This is a genomic window from Sphingomonas larreae (genome assembly GCF_051400595.1).
GTDB lineage: Bacteria > Pseudomonadota > Alphaproteobacteria > Sphingomonadales > Sphingomonadaceae > Sphingomonas.
Map to the genome: position 1 here is coordinate 44,936 of NZ_JBLFFI010000010.1, position 17,740 is coordinate 62,675.

General features: G+C 70.0%; 13 protein-coding genes. 6 read left to right on the forward strand and 7 right to left on the reverse strand.

Going from position 1 to position 17,740, the window contains the following annotated elements; genetic code table 11:
- Positions 1-10: 10 nt before the first annotated feature.
- The 7 genes from kdpB to ACMGDM_RS19870 all read right to left on the reverse strand — a co-directional run bounded on the left by kdpB (position 11) and on the right by ACMGDM_RS19870 (position 8,432).
- Entirely contained in the window at positions 11-2,044 is a 2,034-nt protein-coding gene (gene kdpB / locus ACMGDM_RS19840) for a potassium-transporting ATPase subunit KdpB (protein WP_436805867.1), read from the reverse strand.
- Positions 2,045-2,057: 13 nt separating this feature from the next.
- The gene (gene kdpA / locus ACMGDM_RS19845) at positions 2,058-3,761 is read right to left on the reverse strand and encodes a potassium-transporting ATPase subunit KdpA (protein WP_436805868.1); all 1,704 of its coding nucleotides are present in this window, start codon (positions 3,759-3,761) and stop codon (positions 2,058-2,060) included.
- A gap of 13 nt (positions 3,762-3,774) precedes the next feature.
- Positions 3,775-3,864, reverse strand: coding sequence for a K(+)-transporting ATPase subunit F (gene kdpF, locus ACMGDM_RS19850; protein ID WP_132911068.1), 90 nt, complete (start codon positions 3,862-3,864; stop codon positions 3,775-3,777).
- 110 nt (positions 3,865-3,974) lie between these two features.
- On the reverse strand, positions 3,975-4,841 hold the full coding sequence (locus ACMGDM_RS19855) for a TorF family putative porin (protein ID WP_436805869.1): 867 nt from the start codon (positions 4,839-4,841) through the stop codon (positions 3,975-3,977).
- Positions 4,842-5,039: 198 nt separating this feature from the next.
- Positions 5,040-6,275: an MFS transporter gene (locus ACMGDM_RS19860; RefSeq protein ID WP_436805870.1), complete on the reverse strand. Its 1,236-nt coding sequence runs from the start codon at positions 6,273-6,275 to the stop codon at positions 5,040-5,042.
- A gap of 199 nt (positions 6,276-6,474) precedes the next feature.
- Positions 6,475-7,539, reverse strand: coding sequence for an LLM class flavin-dependent oxidoreductase (locus tag ACMGDM_RS19865; protein WP_436805871.1), 1,065 nt, complete (start codon positions 7,537-7,539; stop codon positions 6,475-6,477).
- Positions 7,536-8,432, reverse strand: a complete 897-nt coding sequence (locus ACMGDM_RS19870) for an aldo/keto reductase (RefSeq protein WP_436805872.1) — start codon at positions 8,430-8,432, stop codon at positions 7,536-7,538. Before ACMGDM_RS19870 ends, ACMGDM_RS19865 begins: the two co-directional genes overlap by 4 nt.
- A 30-nt stretch (positions 8,433-8,462) precedes the next feature.
- On the opposite strand from ACMGDM_RS19870, the gene ACMGDM_RS19875 reads away from it, so the two are divergent.
- From ACMGDM_RS19875 to ACMGDM_RS19900, 6 genes are all read left to right on the forward strand, one after another.
- Positions 8,463-9,551 carry a Gfo/Idh/MocA family protein gene (locus tag ACMGDM_RS19875; RefSeq protein ID WP_436805873.1) on the forward strand — a complete coding sequence of 363 codons (1,089 nt, stop codon included), beginning with the start codon at positions 8,463-8,465 and terminating at the stop codon, positions 9,549-9,551.
- Positions 9,548-10,915 (forward strand): FAD/NAD(P)-binding protein, encoded by a 1,368-nt coding sequence (locus tag ACMGDM_RS19880; RefSeq protein WP_436805874.1) that lies wholly within the window; start codon positions 9,548-9,550, stop codon positions 10,913-10,915. Before ACMGDM_RS19875 ends, ACMGDM_RS19880 begins: the two co-directional genes overlap by 4 nt.
- Before the next feature lie 229 nt (positions 10,916-11,144).
- Positions 11,145-12,305, forward strand: a complete 1,161-nt coding sequence (locus ACMGDM_RS19885; protein WP_436805875.1) for a glycoside hydrolase family 43 protein — start codon at positions 11,145-11,147, stop codon at positions 12,303-12,305.
- A 184-nt stretch (positions 12,306-12,489) separates the two neighbouring features.
- Positions 12,490-13,938, forward strand: a complete 1,449-nt coding sequence (gene xylB / locus ACMGDM_RS19890) for a xylulokinase (protein ID WP_436805876.1) — start codon at positions 12,490-12,492, stop codon at positions 13,936-13,938.
- Positions 13,939-13,974: 36 nt separating this feature from the next.
- Positions 13,975-15,285: a xylose isomerase gene (xylA, locus tag ACMGDM_RS19895; RefSeq protein WP_436805877.1), complete on the forward strand. Its 1,311-nt coding sequence runs from the start codon at positions 13,975-13,977 to the stop codon at positions 15,283-15,285.
- 260 nt (positions 15,286-15,545) lie between these two features.
- Complete coding sequence (locus ACMGDM_RS19900; protein ID WP_436805878.1) at positions 15,546-17,126, forward strand: aldehyde dehydrogenase (NADP(+)); 1,581 nt, start codon at positions 15,546-15,548, stop codon at positions 17,124-17,126.
- Positions 17,127-17,740 lie beyond the last annotated feature (614 nt).

Here is a 17,740-nt window from a genome sequence, read left to right on the forward strand (position 1 = left end):
TATTGTCTCCTTACGCCAGACCGAGGCCACCGACCACGAGGTCGATCAGCTTGATGCCGATGAACGGCGCGACCAGCCCGCCGAGTCCGTAGACCGCGAGATTGCGCGCCAGCAGCGGACCCGCCGCCATTGGCCGGTACGCCACCCCCTTGAGCGCGAGCGGCACCAGCAGCGGAATGATCAGCGCGTTGAAGATGATCGCGCTGAGGATTGCCGATTGCGGCGTCGCCAGCCCCATCACGTTGAGAACGCCGAGTCTTGGATAGAGCGCGACGAACATCGCCGGGATGATCGCGAAATATTTGGCCACATCGTTCGCCACCGAGAAGGTGGTGAGCGCGCCGCGCGTCATCAGCAATTGCTTGCCGAGCCCTACCACCTCGATCAGCTTGGTCGGATCGCTGTCGAGGTCGACCATGTTGCCCGCCTCGCGCGCCGCCTGGGTGCCGGTGTTCATCGCAAGGCCGACGTCGGCCTGCGCCAGCGCGGGCGCGTCGTTGGTGCCGTCGCCGCACATTGCGACCAAACGGCCGCCGGTCTGCTCCTCCCGAATGAGCGCCAGCTTGTCCTCCGGCGTTGCCTGCGCGAGGAAGTCGTCCACCCCCGCCTCGGCGGCGATCGCCGCGGCGGTGAGCGGGTTGTCGCCGGTAATCATCACGGTGCGAATGCCCATCGCCCGAAGCTCGCCGAAGCGCTCGCGGATGCCCGCCTTGACCACGTCCTTGAGGAAGATCGCCCCGAGCAGCCGACCGTCTTTCGCAACCGCCAGCGGCGTACCGCCCGCACGCGCGATCTCGTCGGTGATGCGCCGCAGCTCGGTCGCCGCTGCGGTCTCGCCCGCCCCCGCGTTGGCGCGCAGGATCGAGTCGACCGCGCCTTTCTGAATCAGCGTGTCGCCGATGCGCACACCCGATACGCGGGTCTGCGCGGTGAAGAGGATCACCTCGGCGCCCGCGGGCATCGGCCGCTGCAGCCCGAACGTGTCGCGCGCCAGCACCACGATCGAGCGGCCTTCCGGCGTCTCGTCGGCGAGGCTGGCCAGCAGCGCCGCCTCGGCCAGCTCGACGTCGCTGGCGCCGCCAACGCTGCGGAACTCGCTCGCCTGACGGTCGCCGATCGTGATCGTGCCGGTCTTGTCGAGCAGCAGCACGTCGACGTCGCCCGCCGCCTCGACCGCGCGGCCCGACTTAGCGAGCACGTTGAAGCGCACCAGCCGGTCCATACCGGCGATACCGATCGCGGAGAGCAGCGCCGCGATCGTGGTCGGGATCAGCGTGATCAGCAGCGCGGCGAGGATCGCCACCGGGATGCTGCCGCCGGTGTAGGCGGCGAAGCCCGGGATCGTCGCCACCGCGATCAGGAAGATGATCGTCAGCCCGACCAGCAGCACGGTGAGCGCCACCTCATTGGGGGTCTTCTGCCGCTCGGCGCCCTCGACCAGCGCGATCATGCGGTCGAGGAAGCCCTTGCCCGGCTCCACCGTCACGTGCACGCGGATCTCGTCGGAGATGACGCGCGTGCCCGCGGTCACCGCCGAGCGATCGCCGCCGGCCTCGCGGATCACCGGCGCGCTCTCGCCCGTGATCGCGGCCTCGTTGACCGAGGCGACGCCGGATACGACGTCGCCGTCCGAGGGGATCAGGTCGCCCGTCTCGACCAGCACCACATCGCCGACGCGGAGCTGGCTCGCCGCCACCTCGTCGTACGCACGCCCGTCGCCCTTCAGCCGCTTGGCGCTGAGCTCGGCCTTGGTGGCGCGCAGGCTCGCCGCCTGCGCCTTGCCGCGCCCCTCCGCCAGCGCCTCGGCGAAGGTGCCGAACAGCACCGTCAGCCACAGCCACACGACGAGCTGCGCCTTGAACGCGAGCGTCAACCCGTCGCCGCCGATGTTGATCGTGACGGTCAGCAGCGTTGCCACGCATGCGGTCACGAACATGACCGGGTTGCGGATCAGCTCCTTCGGATTGAGCTTGAGGAAGGACGCGGTGATCGCGGGCACGACGAGGTCGGCCGTGAACAGGCTCTTGGTCTGGGTCTTTGTCATATTGGCCCCCGGTTCAGAACAGCTGGCCGCGAATCATCGCGAGATGATCGGCGATCGGACCAAGCGCGAGGCTCGGCAGGAAGGTGAGGCCGCCCAGGATCAGGATGATCCCGACGAGCAGCCCGACCCACAGGCCGCCGGTGGTCGGGAACGAGCCCGCGCTCTCCGGCGTGTACTTCTTGGCGGCGAGGCTGCCCGCGATGGCGAGCATCGGCACGATGATGAAGAACCGCCCGATCCACATCGCCACACCGAGCAGCCCGTCGTAATAGGGCGTGTTCGCGGTCAGCCCGGCGAAGGCCGAGCCGTTGTTCGCTACCGCGCTGGTGAAGGCGTAGAGGATCTCCGAGAAGCCGTGCGGCCCCTTGTTGAGCGGCCCCGCCAAGCCCTGTTGCAGCACCGACGACAGAGCGGTGAGGCCGAGGATGACGAGCGGCAGCACCGCGATCGTCAGCACCGCGAGCTTCACCTCGCGGCTCTCGATCTTCTTGCCGACATATTCGGGCGTGCGCCCGACCATCAGCCCGGCGACGAACACCGCCAGGATCGCGAACAGCAGGAAGCCGTAGATGCCCGCGCCCACCCCCCCGACGACAACCTCGCCGAGCTGCATGTTGAACAGCGGGATCATCCCGCCCAGCGCGGTGAAGCTGTCGTGCATCGCGTTGACCGCGCCGCACGAGGCCGCGGTGGTGATCACCGAGAACAGCGCCGAGGCGGCGATGCCGAGGCGCGCCTCCTTGCCCTCCATGTTGCCGCCCGCGACGCCGAGCTGGTGCAGCACCGGGTTGCCCGCGGCCTCGGCGGCGTAGGTCACACTCACGCCGGCGAGGAACAGGATCATCATCGCGGCCAGGATCGCCCAGCCCTGCCGCGTGTTGCCCACCGCCTTGCCGAAGGTCCAGGTCAGCCCGGCACCGAGCAAAAAGATCGACAGCATTTGCACAAAGTTGGTCAGCGCGGTCGGGTTCTCGAACGGATGTGCCGAGTTGGCGTTGAAGAAGCCGCCACCGTTGGTGCCGAGCATCTTGATCGCCTCCTGGCTGGCCACCGGCCCGAGCAGGATCGACTGACGCGCGCCCTCCAGCGTCTGCACGTCGACGACGCCGGCGAGCGTCTGCGGCACGCCGCTGGCGATGTAGAAGAGCGCGAGCGCGACGCAGAGCGGCAGCAGCAGGTAGAGCGTGATGCGGGTGACGTCGGCCCAGAAATTGCCGATCGTCTTGGTCTCGCGTCGCGCGAATCCGCGGAACAAGGCGAAGGCGAGCGCGATGCCGGTCGCCGCCGACAGGAAATTGTGGATCGTCAGCCCCAGCATCTGGCTGAGGTTCGACATCGCGCTCTCGCCGGCGTAGCTCTGCCAGTTGGTATTGGTGGTGAAGCTGATCGCGGTGTTGAACGCCAGATGCTCGCCGACCGCGCCCAGCCCTTGCGGGTTGAGCGGCAGCACCGCCTGCAGCCGCAGCACGGCATAGGTGAACAGCATCAGCGCGACGTTGAAGAGCAGCATGTGGAGCGCGTAGCGGCGCCATCCCTGCTCCTCGTCCGGGTCGACCCCGGCGAGCGCGTAGAACCCGCGCTCGACCGGCCCGAGCACGCGGTGGAGCGGCGTGCGCCGCCCCTCGTACAGAGCGAACAGCCACAGGCCGACCGGCTTGGTCAGCGCGAGCAGCACGCCGACGAAGGCGAGGATCAGGAACCAGCCCTGCATGGTCATCGGACCGCCTCCTTCAGAAGCGTTCGGGGCGGAGCAGCACCGCCACCAGGTAGACGAGGAGGCCGAGCGCGGTGAGCGCGGCCAGCCAGAGGTCGAGCGTCATGTCGCGTCTCCTCAGGCGTTGTCGCACAGGCGGACATAGGCGAGCGTCAGCGCCACCAGCCCGACCATGATCGCGACCCAGAGCAGGTCCTGCATTCCATCTCTCCCGTGTCAGAAAGCGGCGGTCAGCGAGGCCAGCACGGTGCCGCCGGCGATGCTGCCGGTGCCGTCCTGGCCCTTGCTGAAGCTGGGCCGCAGATAGGCCGACGACCGGGTCGAGAGGTCGGTGTCGATGTAGCTCAGGCCGAAGGTCAGGTTGCGCCAGGTCGCGTCCGCGCCGAGCGACCAGTCCCAATAGGAACCGGTCGGCGCCACCGCGGTGGCGTTGGGGCCGAGCCCGTCCTGCCCCCAGCTATGGCCGATATGCGCCCTGGCGGTGAGCGGCGTGCCCGCGAGCGCCAGCGCCCCATCACCCCACAGGTAGAGGTTGTCGTCCTTGGCGCCGGCGTCGGTGTAGACTCCCGCCGCCGCGTCGGCGCCGGTGCGGTACCAGCGCCCGATCGCCTGCTGCTTCGGCGCATAGGCCGCGCCGGCGGTCAGCGTCGCCGCGCCGGCGGTGCCGCTCAGCTTGACATAGGGCTCGGCAAAGTCGGTCTTGTCGGCGCCGCCCGGGTACAGGTACCAGGTCAGCCCGACGTCGAGCGTGGCGTTGTCGGCCAGCCTAGCCTTGTAGCCGCCGATCAGGTCGAGCTCCATGTTGGCGCCGCCGAACGTGCCCCAGCCCGCCAGGTTCGACGCCCAGGTGCCGACGTACAGGCCGCTCTCGTGCGAGACGGTGATGCCGCCCTGTACCGTCATCTGCCGGTCGGACTGTGACACGCCGCGGAAGCGGTAGTCGGAGGCGATCGCCACCGACCCGCTGACGGTCACCGCCGAGGACGTGGCCGCCGGATCCGTGCCGTCGGCGGCGGATTGGGCCTGCGCGGCAAACGGCAGGATGAGCGCGGCGGCGATACCGGCCGCGTAGATGAACCTCATGTCGACTTCCCTGAAGCGGCACCGTCACGCGACGGTGCCTTCAAGGCCGGCCGATTAGGCCCCTCGAACGTAGCAAAACGAGAGCGATTCCGCGGAATGCCGTATAGCTGGCATATAGCTGCGAATTTTTCGCCCAGCCAGGCGACGAGCGGACGTGCGACGCGCTGGCGCGACGCTATCGCGGTACGTCGGAGCGAGTCATGCGGGCGTGACGGTCGACCGCGGCAGCAGCAGGATGATCCAGCCGAGCGCCAGCAGGTACGACACCGCGGCGAACAGCAGCAGGGGCAGGTAGCCAAGCCCGGCGGCCAGCACCACACCCGCCACCTTCGAGATGATCACGCCACCGACGTTGCCGCTGAACGAGCCGAAAGCGGTCACCCGCCCGACCTTCTGCTGCGGCACGAGATCGGCGATCAGCGCGAACAGATTGGTCGAGAACGCCTGGTGACCCGCGAGCGCCAGCGCCATCAGCGCGACCGCGGCGGAATAGCTCGCGGTCGCCAGCGCCAGCGGCACCGGCACCACGCACAGAGCCGCAGCGAGCATCACGCCGCGCCGCACCGCGTCTGGGCGACGCCCGAGCGCGAGCAGCCGCGTCGCCACCCCGCCGCCGAGCAGCGACCCGAGCGCGGCGCCGCCATAGGCCAGTGCGAGCGGCACACCGAGCTCGACCCCGCTCAGTCCGAACCGGCGATGGAAGAAGTCGGGCAGCCAGAACAACAGCAGCCACCAGGTCGCGTCGGAGAGCAGTTTGGCACCCGCCACCGCCCAAGTGCGTCGCTCGCGCAGGATCGGGCCATAATCGACCGGATCGGGCGCGGCGCCCGCGATCGAGGATGGTGAGTCGAGCCGCACCCCGCGGGTCGCGGCAAGCCATGCCAAAGCCCAGCCGAGCCCGATCACCCCCGCCGTGGCGAAGGTGCCGCGCCAACCCAGCAGCAGTGCCGCCGCGGGGATCGCGAGCGGCGCCAGGATCGCGCCGAGACTGCTCGCCGCGTTGCTCACGCCGAAGCCGGTCGAGCGCCAGGTGGCGGGCAGCACCGCGGCGACCGTCTTGGTGGCGGTGGGCGTCCCCATCGCCTCGGTGGCGCCGAGCGTGACGCGGACGAGGATGAACTCGACCGTGGTGCGGGCCCAGCCGTGCAGCAGCGCCGCGACGCTCCACGCCGCGACGCCGACCGGGTTGGCCCATTTCACGCCGAGCTTGTCCGCGATCCAGCCGGTGACGAGGAAGCCACCCGCCGCGCCCGCCTGGAACCAGGCGGCGAGCGTGCCGTAATCGTCGTCGCTCCAGTTCAGATCCGCGGCGATCTGCGGCTTGAGCACCGCGATGATCTGACGGTCGACGAGGTTGAGCACACCCGCGGTGATCACGAGCGCGAACAGAAGCGTGCGACGGGCGGAGCCGAGGTCGGCGAGGCCGCGGGTCAAGCGGCTGAGGCCGACGTGAGCCGCACCTTCCTCGTCACCCCGGACTTGTGGCGGGGCCTACCCGTCAGCGCTTCCCACCATCGTTGGGCGCGCTGCGCGGTGGATTCCGGAACAAGTCCGGGATGACGAAGGGGAAGATGAGCGCCAAGGTATGAGGTCCGCCGCGACCGTGTCACCTCGCGCGCCCGCCGCACCTTCCTCACCGTGCCAGCGGGGCGTGATCGAGCCGCGGCAAGACGTGGCGCGCGAACAGGTCGGCCTCGGCGGCGTGCGGGTAGCCCGAGAGGATGAAGGCATCGATCCCCTCGGCGCGATAGGCCTCCAGCTTGGCGAGCACCTGATCGGGATCGCCGACGATCGCCGCGCCGCAGCCCGAGCGGGCGCGCCCGATCCCGGTCCACAGATTGGCCTCGGCATAGCCGTCGTCGCTGCCCTCGCGCAGCTCGGCCTGGCGGCGCACTCCAGCGGATTGCGAGTCGAGCGAGCGCGCGCGGATCGCGGCGCCGGTGGCATCGTCGAGCCGCGACAGCAGCCGGTCCGCGGCCGCGCGCGCTTCCGCCTCGCTCTCGCGCACCACGACATGGACGCGATAGCCGAAGCGCAGCGTCCGCCCCCTCGCCGCCGCGCGCGCGCGCAGGTCGGCGACGATGCCGCGCACGCCCTCGATCGTATCCGGCCACATCAGGTAGACGTCCGCCTGTTCGGCCGCGGCATCGCGTGCCGCCTCCGACAGGCCGCCGAAATAAAGCGACGGGCAGCGTCCCAGCGTGGTGGTGATGCCAGGCGGATCGAGCGTCAGCTGCCAGAACTCGCCCTGGTGATCGAGCGACTTGCCGTCGAGCAGCGTGCGCAGGATGTGCATCGCCTCGACGGTGCGGCGATAGCGCGGCGCGCTCTCCAGCGTCTCGCCGGGCAGGTCGCTCGAGATGATGTTGACGGTCAGCCGCCCGCCGAGCATCCGGTCGATCGTCGCGATCTGGCGCGCGAGCTGCGGCGGCCAGCTCTCGCCGACGCGCACCGCCATCAGCAGCCACAGCCGGCGCAGCAGCGGCGCGATGCCGGCGGCAAAGGCGGTGGTGTCGATCCCGAGCGTGTAGCCCGAGGGCAGCAGAATATTGTCGAACCCGCCGCTCTCCACCTGGAGCGCGATGTCGCGGCAATGCTCCCACGACGAGCGCAGCCGCTCGTCGGGCACGCCGAGAAACTCATAATCGTCGTCGCACAGCGCCGAGAACCAGCTCACCTCGCAGGGTGCGCGCGTCATGGCAGTGTCTCCCCGGTGCCGGCCTCGAGCACGGCGTACCAGCGCGCGCGCGTCCATTCGACCTTGAACGCGTCGACCGCGGCGCGCACGCGCGCCGGGTTCTGCGAGCCGATGATCGGGATCACGCGTGCCGGATGCGCCATCACCCACGACAGCGCCGTGGTGGCCGCATCGACCCCGAATGCAGCGCCCTGCTCCGCGAGCAGCCGCGCCGCCGGGTGCGACGGGTCGGCCAGCCGCCCGCCGCCGAGCGGCGACCAAGCGAGCACCGCGAGGTCGAGCCGCATCGCCTGGTCGAGCACGCCGTCGAACAGCGGCGCGGCGCGCAGCGGTGAGAACTCCGGCTGCGTGCTCGCCAGCGGCTGCGCGAGGAAGGACTGGAGCGCCTCGAGCTCGTGCACCGAATGGTTGGAAACGCCGAGCGCGCGCACCTTGCCGCTCTCCACCATGCGCGTGAGCGCGGCGGCGACTTCCTGCGGGTGAGTGAGGAAGTCGCGGCGGTGGACCTGGTAGAGGTCGATCACCTCGATGCCGAGCCGGCGCAGCGAATCGTCGAGCGCGTCGGTGAGATAGGCGGCACTCGAATTATAGGGGATGCCGGGCCGGATGCCGCCCTTGGTCGCGATCACCATGCGGTCGCGGAGCGCGCTGTCCTCGGCGAGCGCGCGGCCGAACAGTTCCTCGGCCGAGCCGAAGCCCGCGGGCACGTCGGCGCCGTAGATGTCGGCGGTGTCGAACAGCGTAATCCCCGCATCGAGCGCGGCGTCGATCAGCGCGCGCACCGGCGCGGTGTCGTCGCCGGCGAGGCGCCACATGCCCCAGGCGAGCGGTGAGACGGTCAGCCCGCTCTTGCCGAGCGGGCGCGGTTGGTTCGATAGGCGCAGCGTCGTCATCCGCGACGGCATGGCACAGGGGCGGGCGTGATGGTAGCCGAGATCAGGTACGGGTTGGTCGGCACGGGCATGATGGGGGTCGAGCACCTCCGCAACATCGCGCTGGTGCCGGGCGCGCGAGTCGTCGCCATCGCGGATCCGGTGCCGACCTCGCTCGGCTGGGCGCGCGACGCGCTCGGCGAGGCCGCGGCGGGCGCGACCGCTTATGACTCGGCCGAGGCACTGGCGCGCGACGCGCAGGTCGACGCGGTCGTGATCGCCTCGCCCAACCACACCCACCGCGCCGTGCTGGAGCCGCTGTTCGCCACCGACGCCGCGATCCTGTGCGAGAAGCCGCTCGCCACCACGCTCGACGACGCGCGCTGGATCGTCGATCGCGCCGCCGCGCGCGCGGCGCCGTTCTGGACCGGGATGGAATATCGCTTCATGCCGCCCGCCGCTGCCTTCATCGAACAGGTCCACGCCGGGCGCGTCGGCGCGCTGCGCATGCTGTCGATCCGCGAGCACCGCTTCCCCTTTCTTGAGAAGGTCGGCGACTGGAACCGCTTCGCGCGCAACACCGGCGGCACGATGGTGGAAAAATGCTGCCACTTCTTCGACCTGATGCGCGTGATCACCGGCGCCGAGCCGGTGCGCGTTCACTGCTCGGGCGCGATGGACGTCAACCACCTCGACGAGCGCTACGGCGGCGAGCGGCCCGACATCATCGACAACAGCTTCACCACGGTCGATTTCAGCAACGGCGTGCGCGCCATGCTCGACCTCTGCATGTTCGCCGATGGCGCCGAGCACCAGGAGGAGATGAGCGCTACCGGCGACGCCGCGCGGCTCGACGTGCTGATCCCGCCGGGCGAGCTGGTGTTCTCGCCGCGCACCGGCTTCGGCGATGCGAAAACGGTGGAGCGCTCTACCGTCACGATCGACCCCGTCGCGCACGCTGCCGGCAGCCATGAGGGCGCGACCTATTACCAGCATCTCGCCTTCGCCGCCGCGGTGCGCGGCGAGGCGCCGGTACAGGTGAGCGCGGAGGACGGGCTGCGCGCGGTCTTGATCGGGGTCGCCGCCGAGATCAGCGCGCGCGAGCACCGCGTGGTCGAGATGAGGGAGCTGGAGCTGTGAGCCTCGTCCAGCCGGGCGACCATGTCGCGATCGTGGGCGGCGGCTTCTCGGGGACGCTGCTCGCGATCAACCTCGTCCGCCACGACGGCCCGCGCGCCACGCTGATCGAGCGCCGCCCCGCGCAGGTCGGGCGCGGCGTCGCCTATAGCGCGGCGCATGACGAGCATCTGCTCAACGTCCGCGCCGGCAACATGAGCGCGCTGCCCGACGATCCCGACCATTTCGTCCGCTGGCTCGAGCGCGAGGGACTGGGTGACCGCACCACCTTCGTGCCGCGCAAGGTCTATGGCCAGTATCTCCGCGCGATGCTCGAAGAGGCCGCGGCGGCGCACCCGCAGCGGCTCCGCCTTGTCACGGGGGAGGTCTGCGCGCTCGACTGCGGCACAGACGGTTTCGCGCTGACGCTTGCAGACGGCGCGCGCGTCGAGGCCGATGTCGCGGTGCTCGCGCTTGGCAATCTCCCGCCGCACAGTCCGCCCGGGCTCGACGCCGCGGCGCTGCCAGATGGCTGCTACCGCGCCGATCCCTGGGCGGGCGACATCGCCGAAGGGCTGACGGACGAGGACGAAGTGGTGCTGGTCGGCACCGGGCTGACCGCGATCGATGCCGCGCTGCTACTCGACTCTTCCGGGTTCCGCGGCCGTATCCTCGCGCTGTCGCGGCGCGGGCTGGTGCCGCGCCGACACGCCGATGGCGCGCCGCGCGCCGGACTGAACGAGCGGCCCGCCGCGACACTCTCCGCACTCGTCCGTGCGGTGCGCGACCGCGCGGCGGCGATCGGCTGGCGCGCCGCGGTCGATGAGCTGCGCCCCGTGACCCAGATGATGTGGGGCAGCGCCGACGCGACGACGCGCGCACGCTTCCTGCGCCATGTGCGACCCTATTGGGACGTCCACCGCCATCGTCTCGCCCCTGCGGTCGCGGGACGAATCGACGCGCTGGTCGACGCCGGTCGCCTATGGTTCGCCGCTGGCAAACTGATCGGCGCAGTAGCGGATGGGCAGCAGGCGCTGCTCAGCTGGCGCGCGCGCGGCGGCGAGGCGGTGACGACGACGCGCGCGGCGCGGATCGTCAACTGCACCGGTCCGCAAGGCGATCTGCCGCGCTCGCGCGAGCCGCTGATCCGCCAATTACTGGCGGCGGGCATGATCCGCCCTGACGAGCTGCGGATCGGGCTCGACGTCGATCGCCAGTCGCGCGTCGTCGCCGCTGACGGCGGGATCAACGAGCGACTCTATTGCATCGGCCCGATGACGCGCGGCGAGCTGTGGGAGGTGGTGGCGGTGCCCGACATCCGGCAGCAGAACTGGACGCTCGCACGCCGCCTCGCGAACGCGCAATGGGTCGGCGGCGAGGGACTATAAGAGCTAGGACGGCCAAGACGCGGTGAGGCCGGGGGCCCGCCTGCTCCAGTCGTCCTCTGCCCCATCATGCGTCCAATTTGACGGCTGCAACGGGATCTGTCGTTGTTCCCGGATTGCGCCACTTCGCCCGAATAGCCTATCGATCAAACCAGTTGCGTTGGCTGAATGGTAGCGCTAACTCACGCAACAACACGGGCAAAGACCCGCCGCCATGAGAGGAGATAGCCGTATGCGCCACCCCCGATCCAGTGCCCGCCCGCTGCTGCTCGCCACGCTAGCGTCGCTGCCGCTGATCGCCTGCTCGTCGCAGGAGAGCAGCTCCGCTGCCGCGAGCAACAACGCGAGCGCCGAGAGCGCCGGCTGGAACCAGGAGCGCGCGCCCGACGGCCGGTCATACCTGTCGCAGCCGCTGGTGCGCGACCTCTACACCGCCGACCCGTCGGCGCACGTCTGGCCTGACGGCAAGCTGTACGTCTATCCGAGCCATGACATCCCGACCGAGACCAAGGACGACGATCTCGGCAATCAATATGCGATGCGCGACTATCGCGTGCTCCGGCTCGACGAACCCGGCGGCAAGGTGACGGTCGGCCCGGTCGCGCTCGACGTGAAGGACGTGCCCTGGGCCTCGCAGCAGATGTGGGCGCCGGACGCGGCCTATAAGAACGGCACCTATTACCTCTATTTCCCCGCGCGCGACCGCACGAAGGACCGTAACGGCCTAGGCGCCTTCCGCATCGGGGTCGCCACCTCGAACAATCCGATGGGCCCGTTCAAGGCCGAGCCCGAGGCGATCAAGGGCAGCTACTCGATGGATCCGGCGGTATTCACCGACGCCGACGGCACCTCGTACATGTATTTCGGCGGCATCTGGGGCGGCCAGCTCCAGCGCTGGAAGGACGGCAAGTACGATCCAAACGGCAGCGATACCGACCTCAAGCAGGACGATCAGCCTGCGCTCTCAGGCAAGGTCGCCAAGCTCAACGCCGATATGAAGAGCTTCACCGAGACGCCGCGCGACGCGGTAATCCTCGATGAGAAGGGCAAGCCCGTGCTCGGCGGCGACCATGAGAAGCGCTTCTTCGAGGCGTCTTGGGTCTTCAAGCGCGGCGGCCAATATTATTACACCTACTCGAGCGGCGACACGCACTTCCTGAACTACGCCATCGGCAAGACGCCGTATGGGCCGTTCACCTACAAGGGTCACATCCTCAAGCCGGTGCAGGGCTGGACCACGCACCACTCGATCGTCGAGTGGAAGGGCAAATGGTGGCTGTTCTACGCCGACACCCAGCTGTCGGGGAAGAACCACCTGCGCAACGTGAAGATGACCGAATTGAAGTTCAACCCGGACGGCACGATCCCGACGATCGACCCGTTTGTGAAGTGATCGACGACTCGACGCTCTCCTGCCGTCATCCCGGACGTGTTCCGGGATCCCCCCGTCCGCATGCGCCACGAGCGTGGAAGTTGTGGCACGGTGGACCCCGGAACACGGCCGGGGTGACGGAGGGGGAGCGTGCGCCCGAATATCCACTACGACACGCCACGCTTATCCAGACGAGATCCTGACCATGTTCCTCGGCATCGACATCGGCACCTCGGGCGTGAAGGCGGTGGTCATCGACCCCGCGGGCGCGATCGTCGCCCAGGGCACCGCAGCGCTCACCGTGCAGCGCCCGCACCCGCTCTGGTCCGAGCAGGATCCCGAGGCGTGGTGGCAGGCGACTGAGGCGGCAGTGCGCGCGCTGCCTGCCGAGGTGCGCCGCTCGGTGCGCGGCATCGGGCTCGCCGGCCAGATGCACGGCGCGACGCTGCTCGGCGCCGACGACCGCCCGCTGCGTCCCGCGATCCTGTGGAACGACGGCCGCTCCTTCGCCGAGTGCCCCGAGCTGGAGGCCAAGGCGCCCGAGCTGCACCGGGTCGCCGCCAACCTCGCCATGCCCGGCTTCACAGCGCCCAAGCTTCTCTGGGTCGCGCACCACGAACCCGAGGTGTTCGCCGCGATCCGCACCGTGCTGCTGCCCAAGGATCATGTCCGGCTGCGCATGACGGGCGAGAAGGCGAGCGACGTCTCCGACGCCGCCGGCACGCTGTGGCTCGACGTGGCGAAGCGCGATTGGAGCGACGACCTGCTCGCCGCGACCGGGCTCAGCCGCGAGCAGATGCCGCGGGCGGTCGAGGGCAGCGACGTGGCGGGCACGCTGCGCGCCGAGATCGCCGAGCGCTGGGGCATGGACCAGGTGCCAGTGGCCGGCGGCGGCGGCGACAATGCCGCGGGCGCGGCGGGCGTCGGCGTGGTCAAGGACGGCGACGCCCTGCTGTCGCTCGGCACCTCTGGCGTGATCTTCGTCGCCACCGCCGAGCTGCGCGCCAACCCGGCGGCCGCGGTCCATGCCTTCTGCCACTGCCTGCCGAACCTCTGGCACCAGATGGCGGTGCATCTCTCCGCCGCCGTCTGCGTCGACTGGGCGGCGCGGCTGATCGGTGCGGCGGGTGCGGCCGAGCTGTTCGCGCGCGCGGAAGCGGCGGGCGTCGGCAACGGCCCCGAGCTGTTCCTCCCCTATCTCTCCGGCGAGCGCACCCCGCACAACGACGCGCAGGTGCGCGGCGGCTTCCTGCGGTTCGACCATGACACCACGCCCGAGCGGCTCGCCCAGGCGGTACTCGAGGGGGTCGCCTTCGCGCTGGCCGACGGCGTGCGCGTGCTGCGCGAGTCGGGCACCGCGGTCGAGCGATTATCGGTGATCGGCGGCGGCGCACGGTCGCGCTATTGGGGCGAGACGCTCGCCGCGGCGCTCGAGGTCGAGCTCGCCTATCTCAAGGGCGGCGAGGTCGGCCCGGCGATGGGCGCCGCGCGGCTGGCGCAGCTCGCGGTCGACGGCGGCACCCCCGCCGAGGTCTGCGTCGCCCCGCCGGTCAGCCACGTCGTCGCGCCCGACCCCGCGCTGGTCGATCGGCTCGCCCCCAAGCGCGCCGCCTTCCGCGACGCCTACCCCCGCATCGCGCCGCACGCGGCCTGATCCTTTCCACGAACCACCACGCCAAGGAGCGCCTGCATGGCCACCGACTTCTTCGCCGACATCCCTCAAATCAAATATGAGGGGCCCGACAGCGACAACGAGCTCGCCTATCGTTTTTACGATAAGGACCGGGTCGTGCTCGGCAAGCGCATGGAAGACCACCTCCGCTTCGCCGCTTGCTTCTGGCACACCTTCTGCTGGCCCGGCTCGGACGTGTTCGGGGGCGGCACGTTCAATCGCCCGTGGCACGCCGGCGCCAACGACAGCGCCGCCGCGGCACAGAAGCGCGAAGTGGCGTTCGACTTCTTCAGCAAGCTCGATGTGCCTTATTACTGCTTCCACGACGTCGACGTGATGGCGGACGCGCACGGCGTCGCCGAGCACCGCCGCTACTTCGCCGAGGCGGTCGACCATCTTGAAAAGCTGCAGGCCTCGTCGGGCCGCAAGCTGCTGTGGGGCACGGCCAATCTGTTCAGCCACCCGCGCTTCGCCGCGGGCGGCGCGAGCAACCCCGACCCCGAGGTGTTCGCGTTCGGCGCGGTGCAGGTGCGCGATGCGCTCGAGGCGACGCATCGGCTCGGCGGCCAGAACTACGTGCTGTGGGGCGGCCGCGAGGGCTATGAGTCGCTGCACAACACCGATCTCAAGCGCGAGCTCGACAATCTCGGTCGCTTCCTCAGCCTCGTCGTCGAACACAAGCACAAGATCGGCTTCGACGGCACGATCCTGATCGAGCCGAAGCCGCACGAGCCGACCAAGCACCAGTACGACTTCGACACTGCCACGGTGTACGGCTTCCTCAAGCGCTACGGGCTTGAGAACGAGGTCAAGGTCAACATCGAGGCGAACCACGCCACGCTGGCGGGCCACACCTTCGAGCATGAGATCGCCACCGCCGCGGCGCTCGGCATCTTCGGATCGATCGACGCCAATCGCGGCGACCCGCAGAACGGCTGGGACACCGACCAATTCCCCAACTCGGTCGAGGAACTGACGCTGGCGATGCTCGAGATCCTGCGCGCCGGCGGCTTCACCACCGGCGGGTTCAACTTCGACGCCAAGGTGCGGCGTCAGTCGGTCGACGCGGCCGACCTGTTCTACGGCCATGTCGGCGGCATCGACACGGTCGCGCGCGGGCTGCTCAACGCGGCGAAGCTGATCGAGGACGGCCGGCTCGACTCGATCAAGCGCGACCGCTACGCCGGCTGGGACGGCGCCTTCGGCCAGCAGGTCGCGTCGCTCGACCTCGCCGGAATTGCCGACCTCGCCGAGCGCGAGAACGTCGACCCTCGCCCGCGCTCGGGCCAGCAGGAGCGGATTGAGAACCTGCTCAACCGCTTCATCTGAAGGAAGGGGGCGGACGCCAGGTGCTCCGCCCCTCTACCTTCGTGGTGACATGCCCCCGCTGCCCCAATATGCTGTTTCCCGGCGGAAGCCGGGGTCCAGTTGGGACAGCCGTGGTGGGACCAACAAGCGTCCCCCACCTGGGCCCCGGCCTTCGCCGGGGAACAAGGTCTGCGGTGATGGTGGCGAACCCGCCCAGGGTTGCGCCCCTTCCCCCCGCTGCCTAATTATGTCCGACTAATTCTCTAAAGCCGAGGATATCCATGATCGACGGAGCGATGCTGATCGGTGCCGAGCTGCGCCAGGCCGAGGCGCGGTTCACCGCGGTCGACCCGGCTAAGGGCGCGCCTCTCACCCCGACCTTCTCCTCCGCCGGCCCCGACGCCGTCGCCGACGCGTGCGAGCTCGCCGCCGCGGCCTTCCCGGCCTATGCCGGGACCGCGCCCGAGGATCGCGCCGCCTTCCTCGAGGCGATCGCCGACGAGATCGTCGCGCTCGGCGACCAGCTGATCGAGCGCGCGCAGCAGGAGAGCGGCCTTCCGCGTGCGCGGCTCGAGGGCGAGCGCGGCCGCACCGTCGGCCAGCTCAAGCTGTTCGCACAGGTGGTGCGCCAGGGCGACTGGCTCGATGCCACGATCGACCCCGCGCTGCCCGATCGCCAGCCGCTGCCCCGCCCCGACCTGCGCCGCATGAACGTCGCGGTCGGCCCGGTGGCGGTGTTCGGCGCCTCCAATTTCCCCCTCGCCTTCTCGGTCGCGGGCGGCGACACCGCTTCGGCGCTCGCGGCTGGCTGCCCGGTGGTGGTCAAGGGCCATCCGGCGCATCCGGGCACGGGCGAGCTCGTCGCGCGCGCGATCCGCGCTGCGGTCGACAAGGCGGGGTTGCCCGCGGGCGTCTTCTCCTATCTGCCGGGCGAGACCAACCGGCTCGGCGAGGCGCTGGTCGCCGATCGCCGCATCAAGGCGGTGGGCTTCACCGGCTCGCGCGGCGGTGGGCTCGCGCTGGTGAAGATTGCGGCGAACCGCGCCGAGCCGATCCCGGTCTATGCCGAGATGTCGAGCATCAACCCGGTCGTCATCATGCCGCACGCTCTAGAAGCGCGCGGCGAGGCGCTGGCACCAGCCTATGTTCAGTCGCTGACGATGGGCGCGGGGCAGTTCTGCACCAACCCGGGCCTGGTGCTCGCGATCGCGGGCGAGGCGCTCGACGCCTTCGTCGCCGCGGCGGGTCGCGCGCTGACCGAGAGCGCGCCCGCGACGATGCTGTCGCCGGGCATCCACGCCAGCTTCGAGCAGGGCGTCGAGGCGCTGGCGCGGCACAGCGCGGTCACGACGGTGGCACGCGGCAAGGTCGGCGAGGGCGTCAATCAGGCGGTCGGCGCGCTGTTCCGCGCCGAGGCGGCGAGCTTCCTGGCCGATCGCGCGCTGGGACACGAGGTGTTCGGCTCGTCCTCGATCGTGGTGGCGTGCCGCGACATGGACGAGGTGCGCCAGGTGATCGCCAGCCTCGAAGGCCAGCTCACCGCGACGCTCCACCTCGACGCCGAGGACGAGGCCGAGGCCAAGACGCTGATCCCGGTGCTCGCCGATCGCGTCGGTCGCATCTTGGTCAACGGCTGGCCGACGGGGGTCGAGGTGAGCCACGCGATGGTGCACGGCGGCCCCTTTCCGGCGACCAGCGACGGTCGCACCACCTCGGTCGGGACCGCGGCGATCTACCGCTTCCTGCGCCCGGTGAGCCTGCAGAACCTGCCTGCGTCGCTGCTGCCCGAGGCGCTGGCCGACGCCAATCCCTGGGGCATCGCCCGCCGGCTCGACGGCAAGCGCGAGGCCTCGCCGCGGTAAGCCGCGTGTCGGCGTGGAAGACGGGAGGGCGGCCTTGCGGGGCCGCCCTTTTCGTCGGTGGGGCATTCGGCCGAAGGGGACCAGCGCCACACGCGCTCTCGCCTTGTCGTCGGCGACCACGCCATGCGCCGCACACCTACCCACTCTGCGCCTTCGCGCGAGTTCATCCCATGCGAAGACGCGAAGACGCGAAGACGCGAAGACGCGATGGTGTTGCTCACGCGATGATGGTGCCGCTTTTCAATGCTACGCGGCTTCGCGTGAAAAAGCTTGTTCTCGCGAAGTCGCGAAGTCGCGAGGAGGGCGCGCTGCGAGCGCACCTGTCCCGCGCTGTGCCGCGAGACCGCACACTGCCCTCACCTCCCGGTGTCATCGTGAGCTCGTCTCAGGATCCACCGTGCCGCGCATCCGAAGACCGCGGCGCCTGCGGGCCAGTGGGTCCTGAGACAAGCTCAGGATGACGCTGGTGGTGGGCGAGGCGACGAGGCGACGATGTCCGTCGCGCGCGGCCGAGCCCCCCCCCGTCAGTGGTTGTCGCGCGGCAGGCCCATGGTCTGGGCGATGCGCTGATACTTCTCCGCGCCCTCGAGGATCGCGCCGGTGTTCATCTGGCC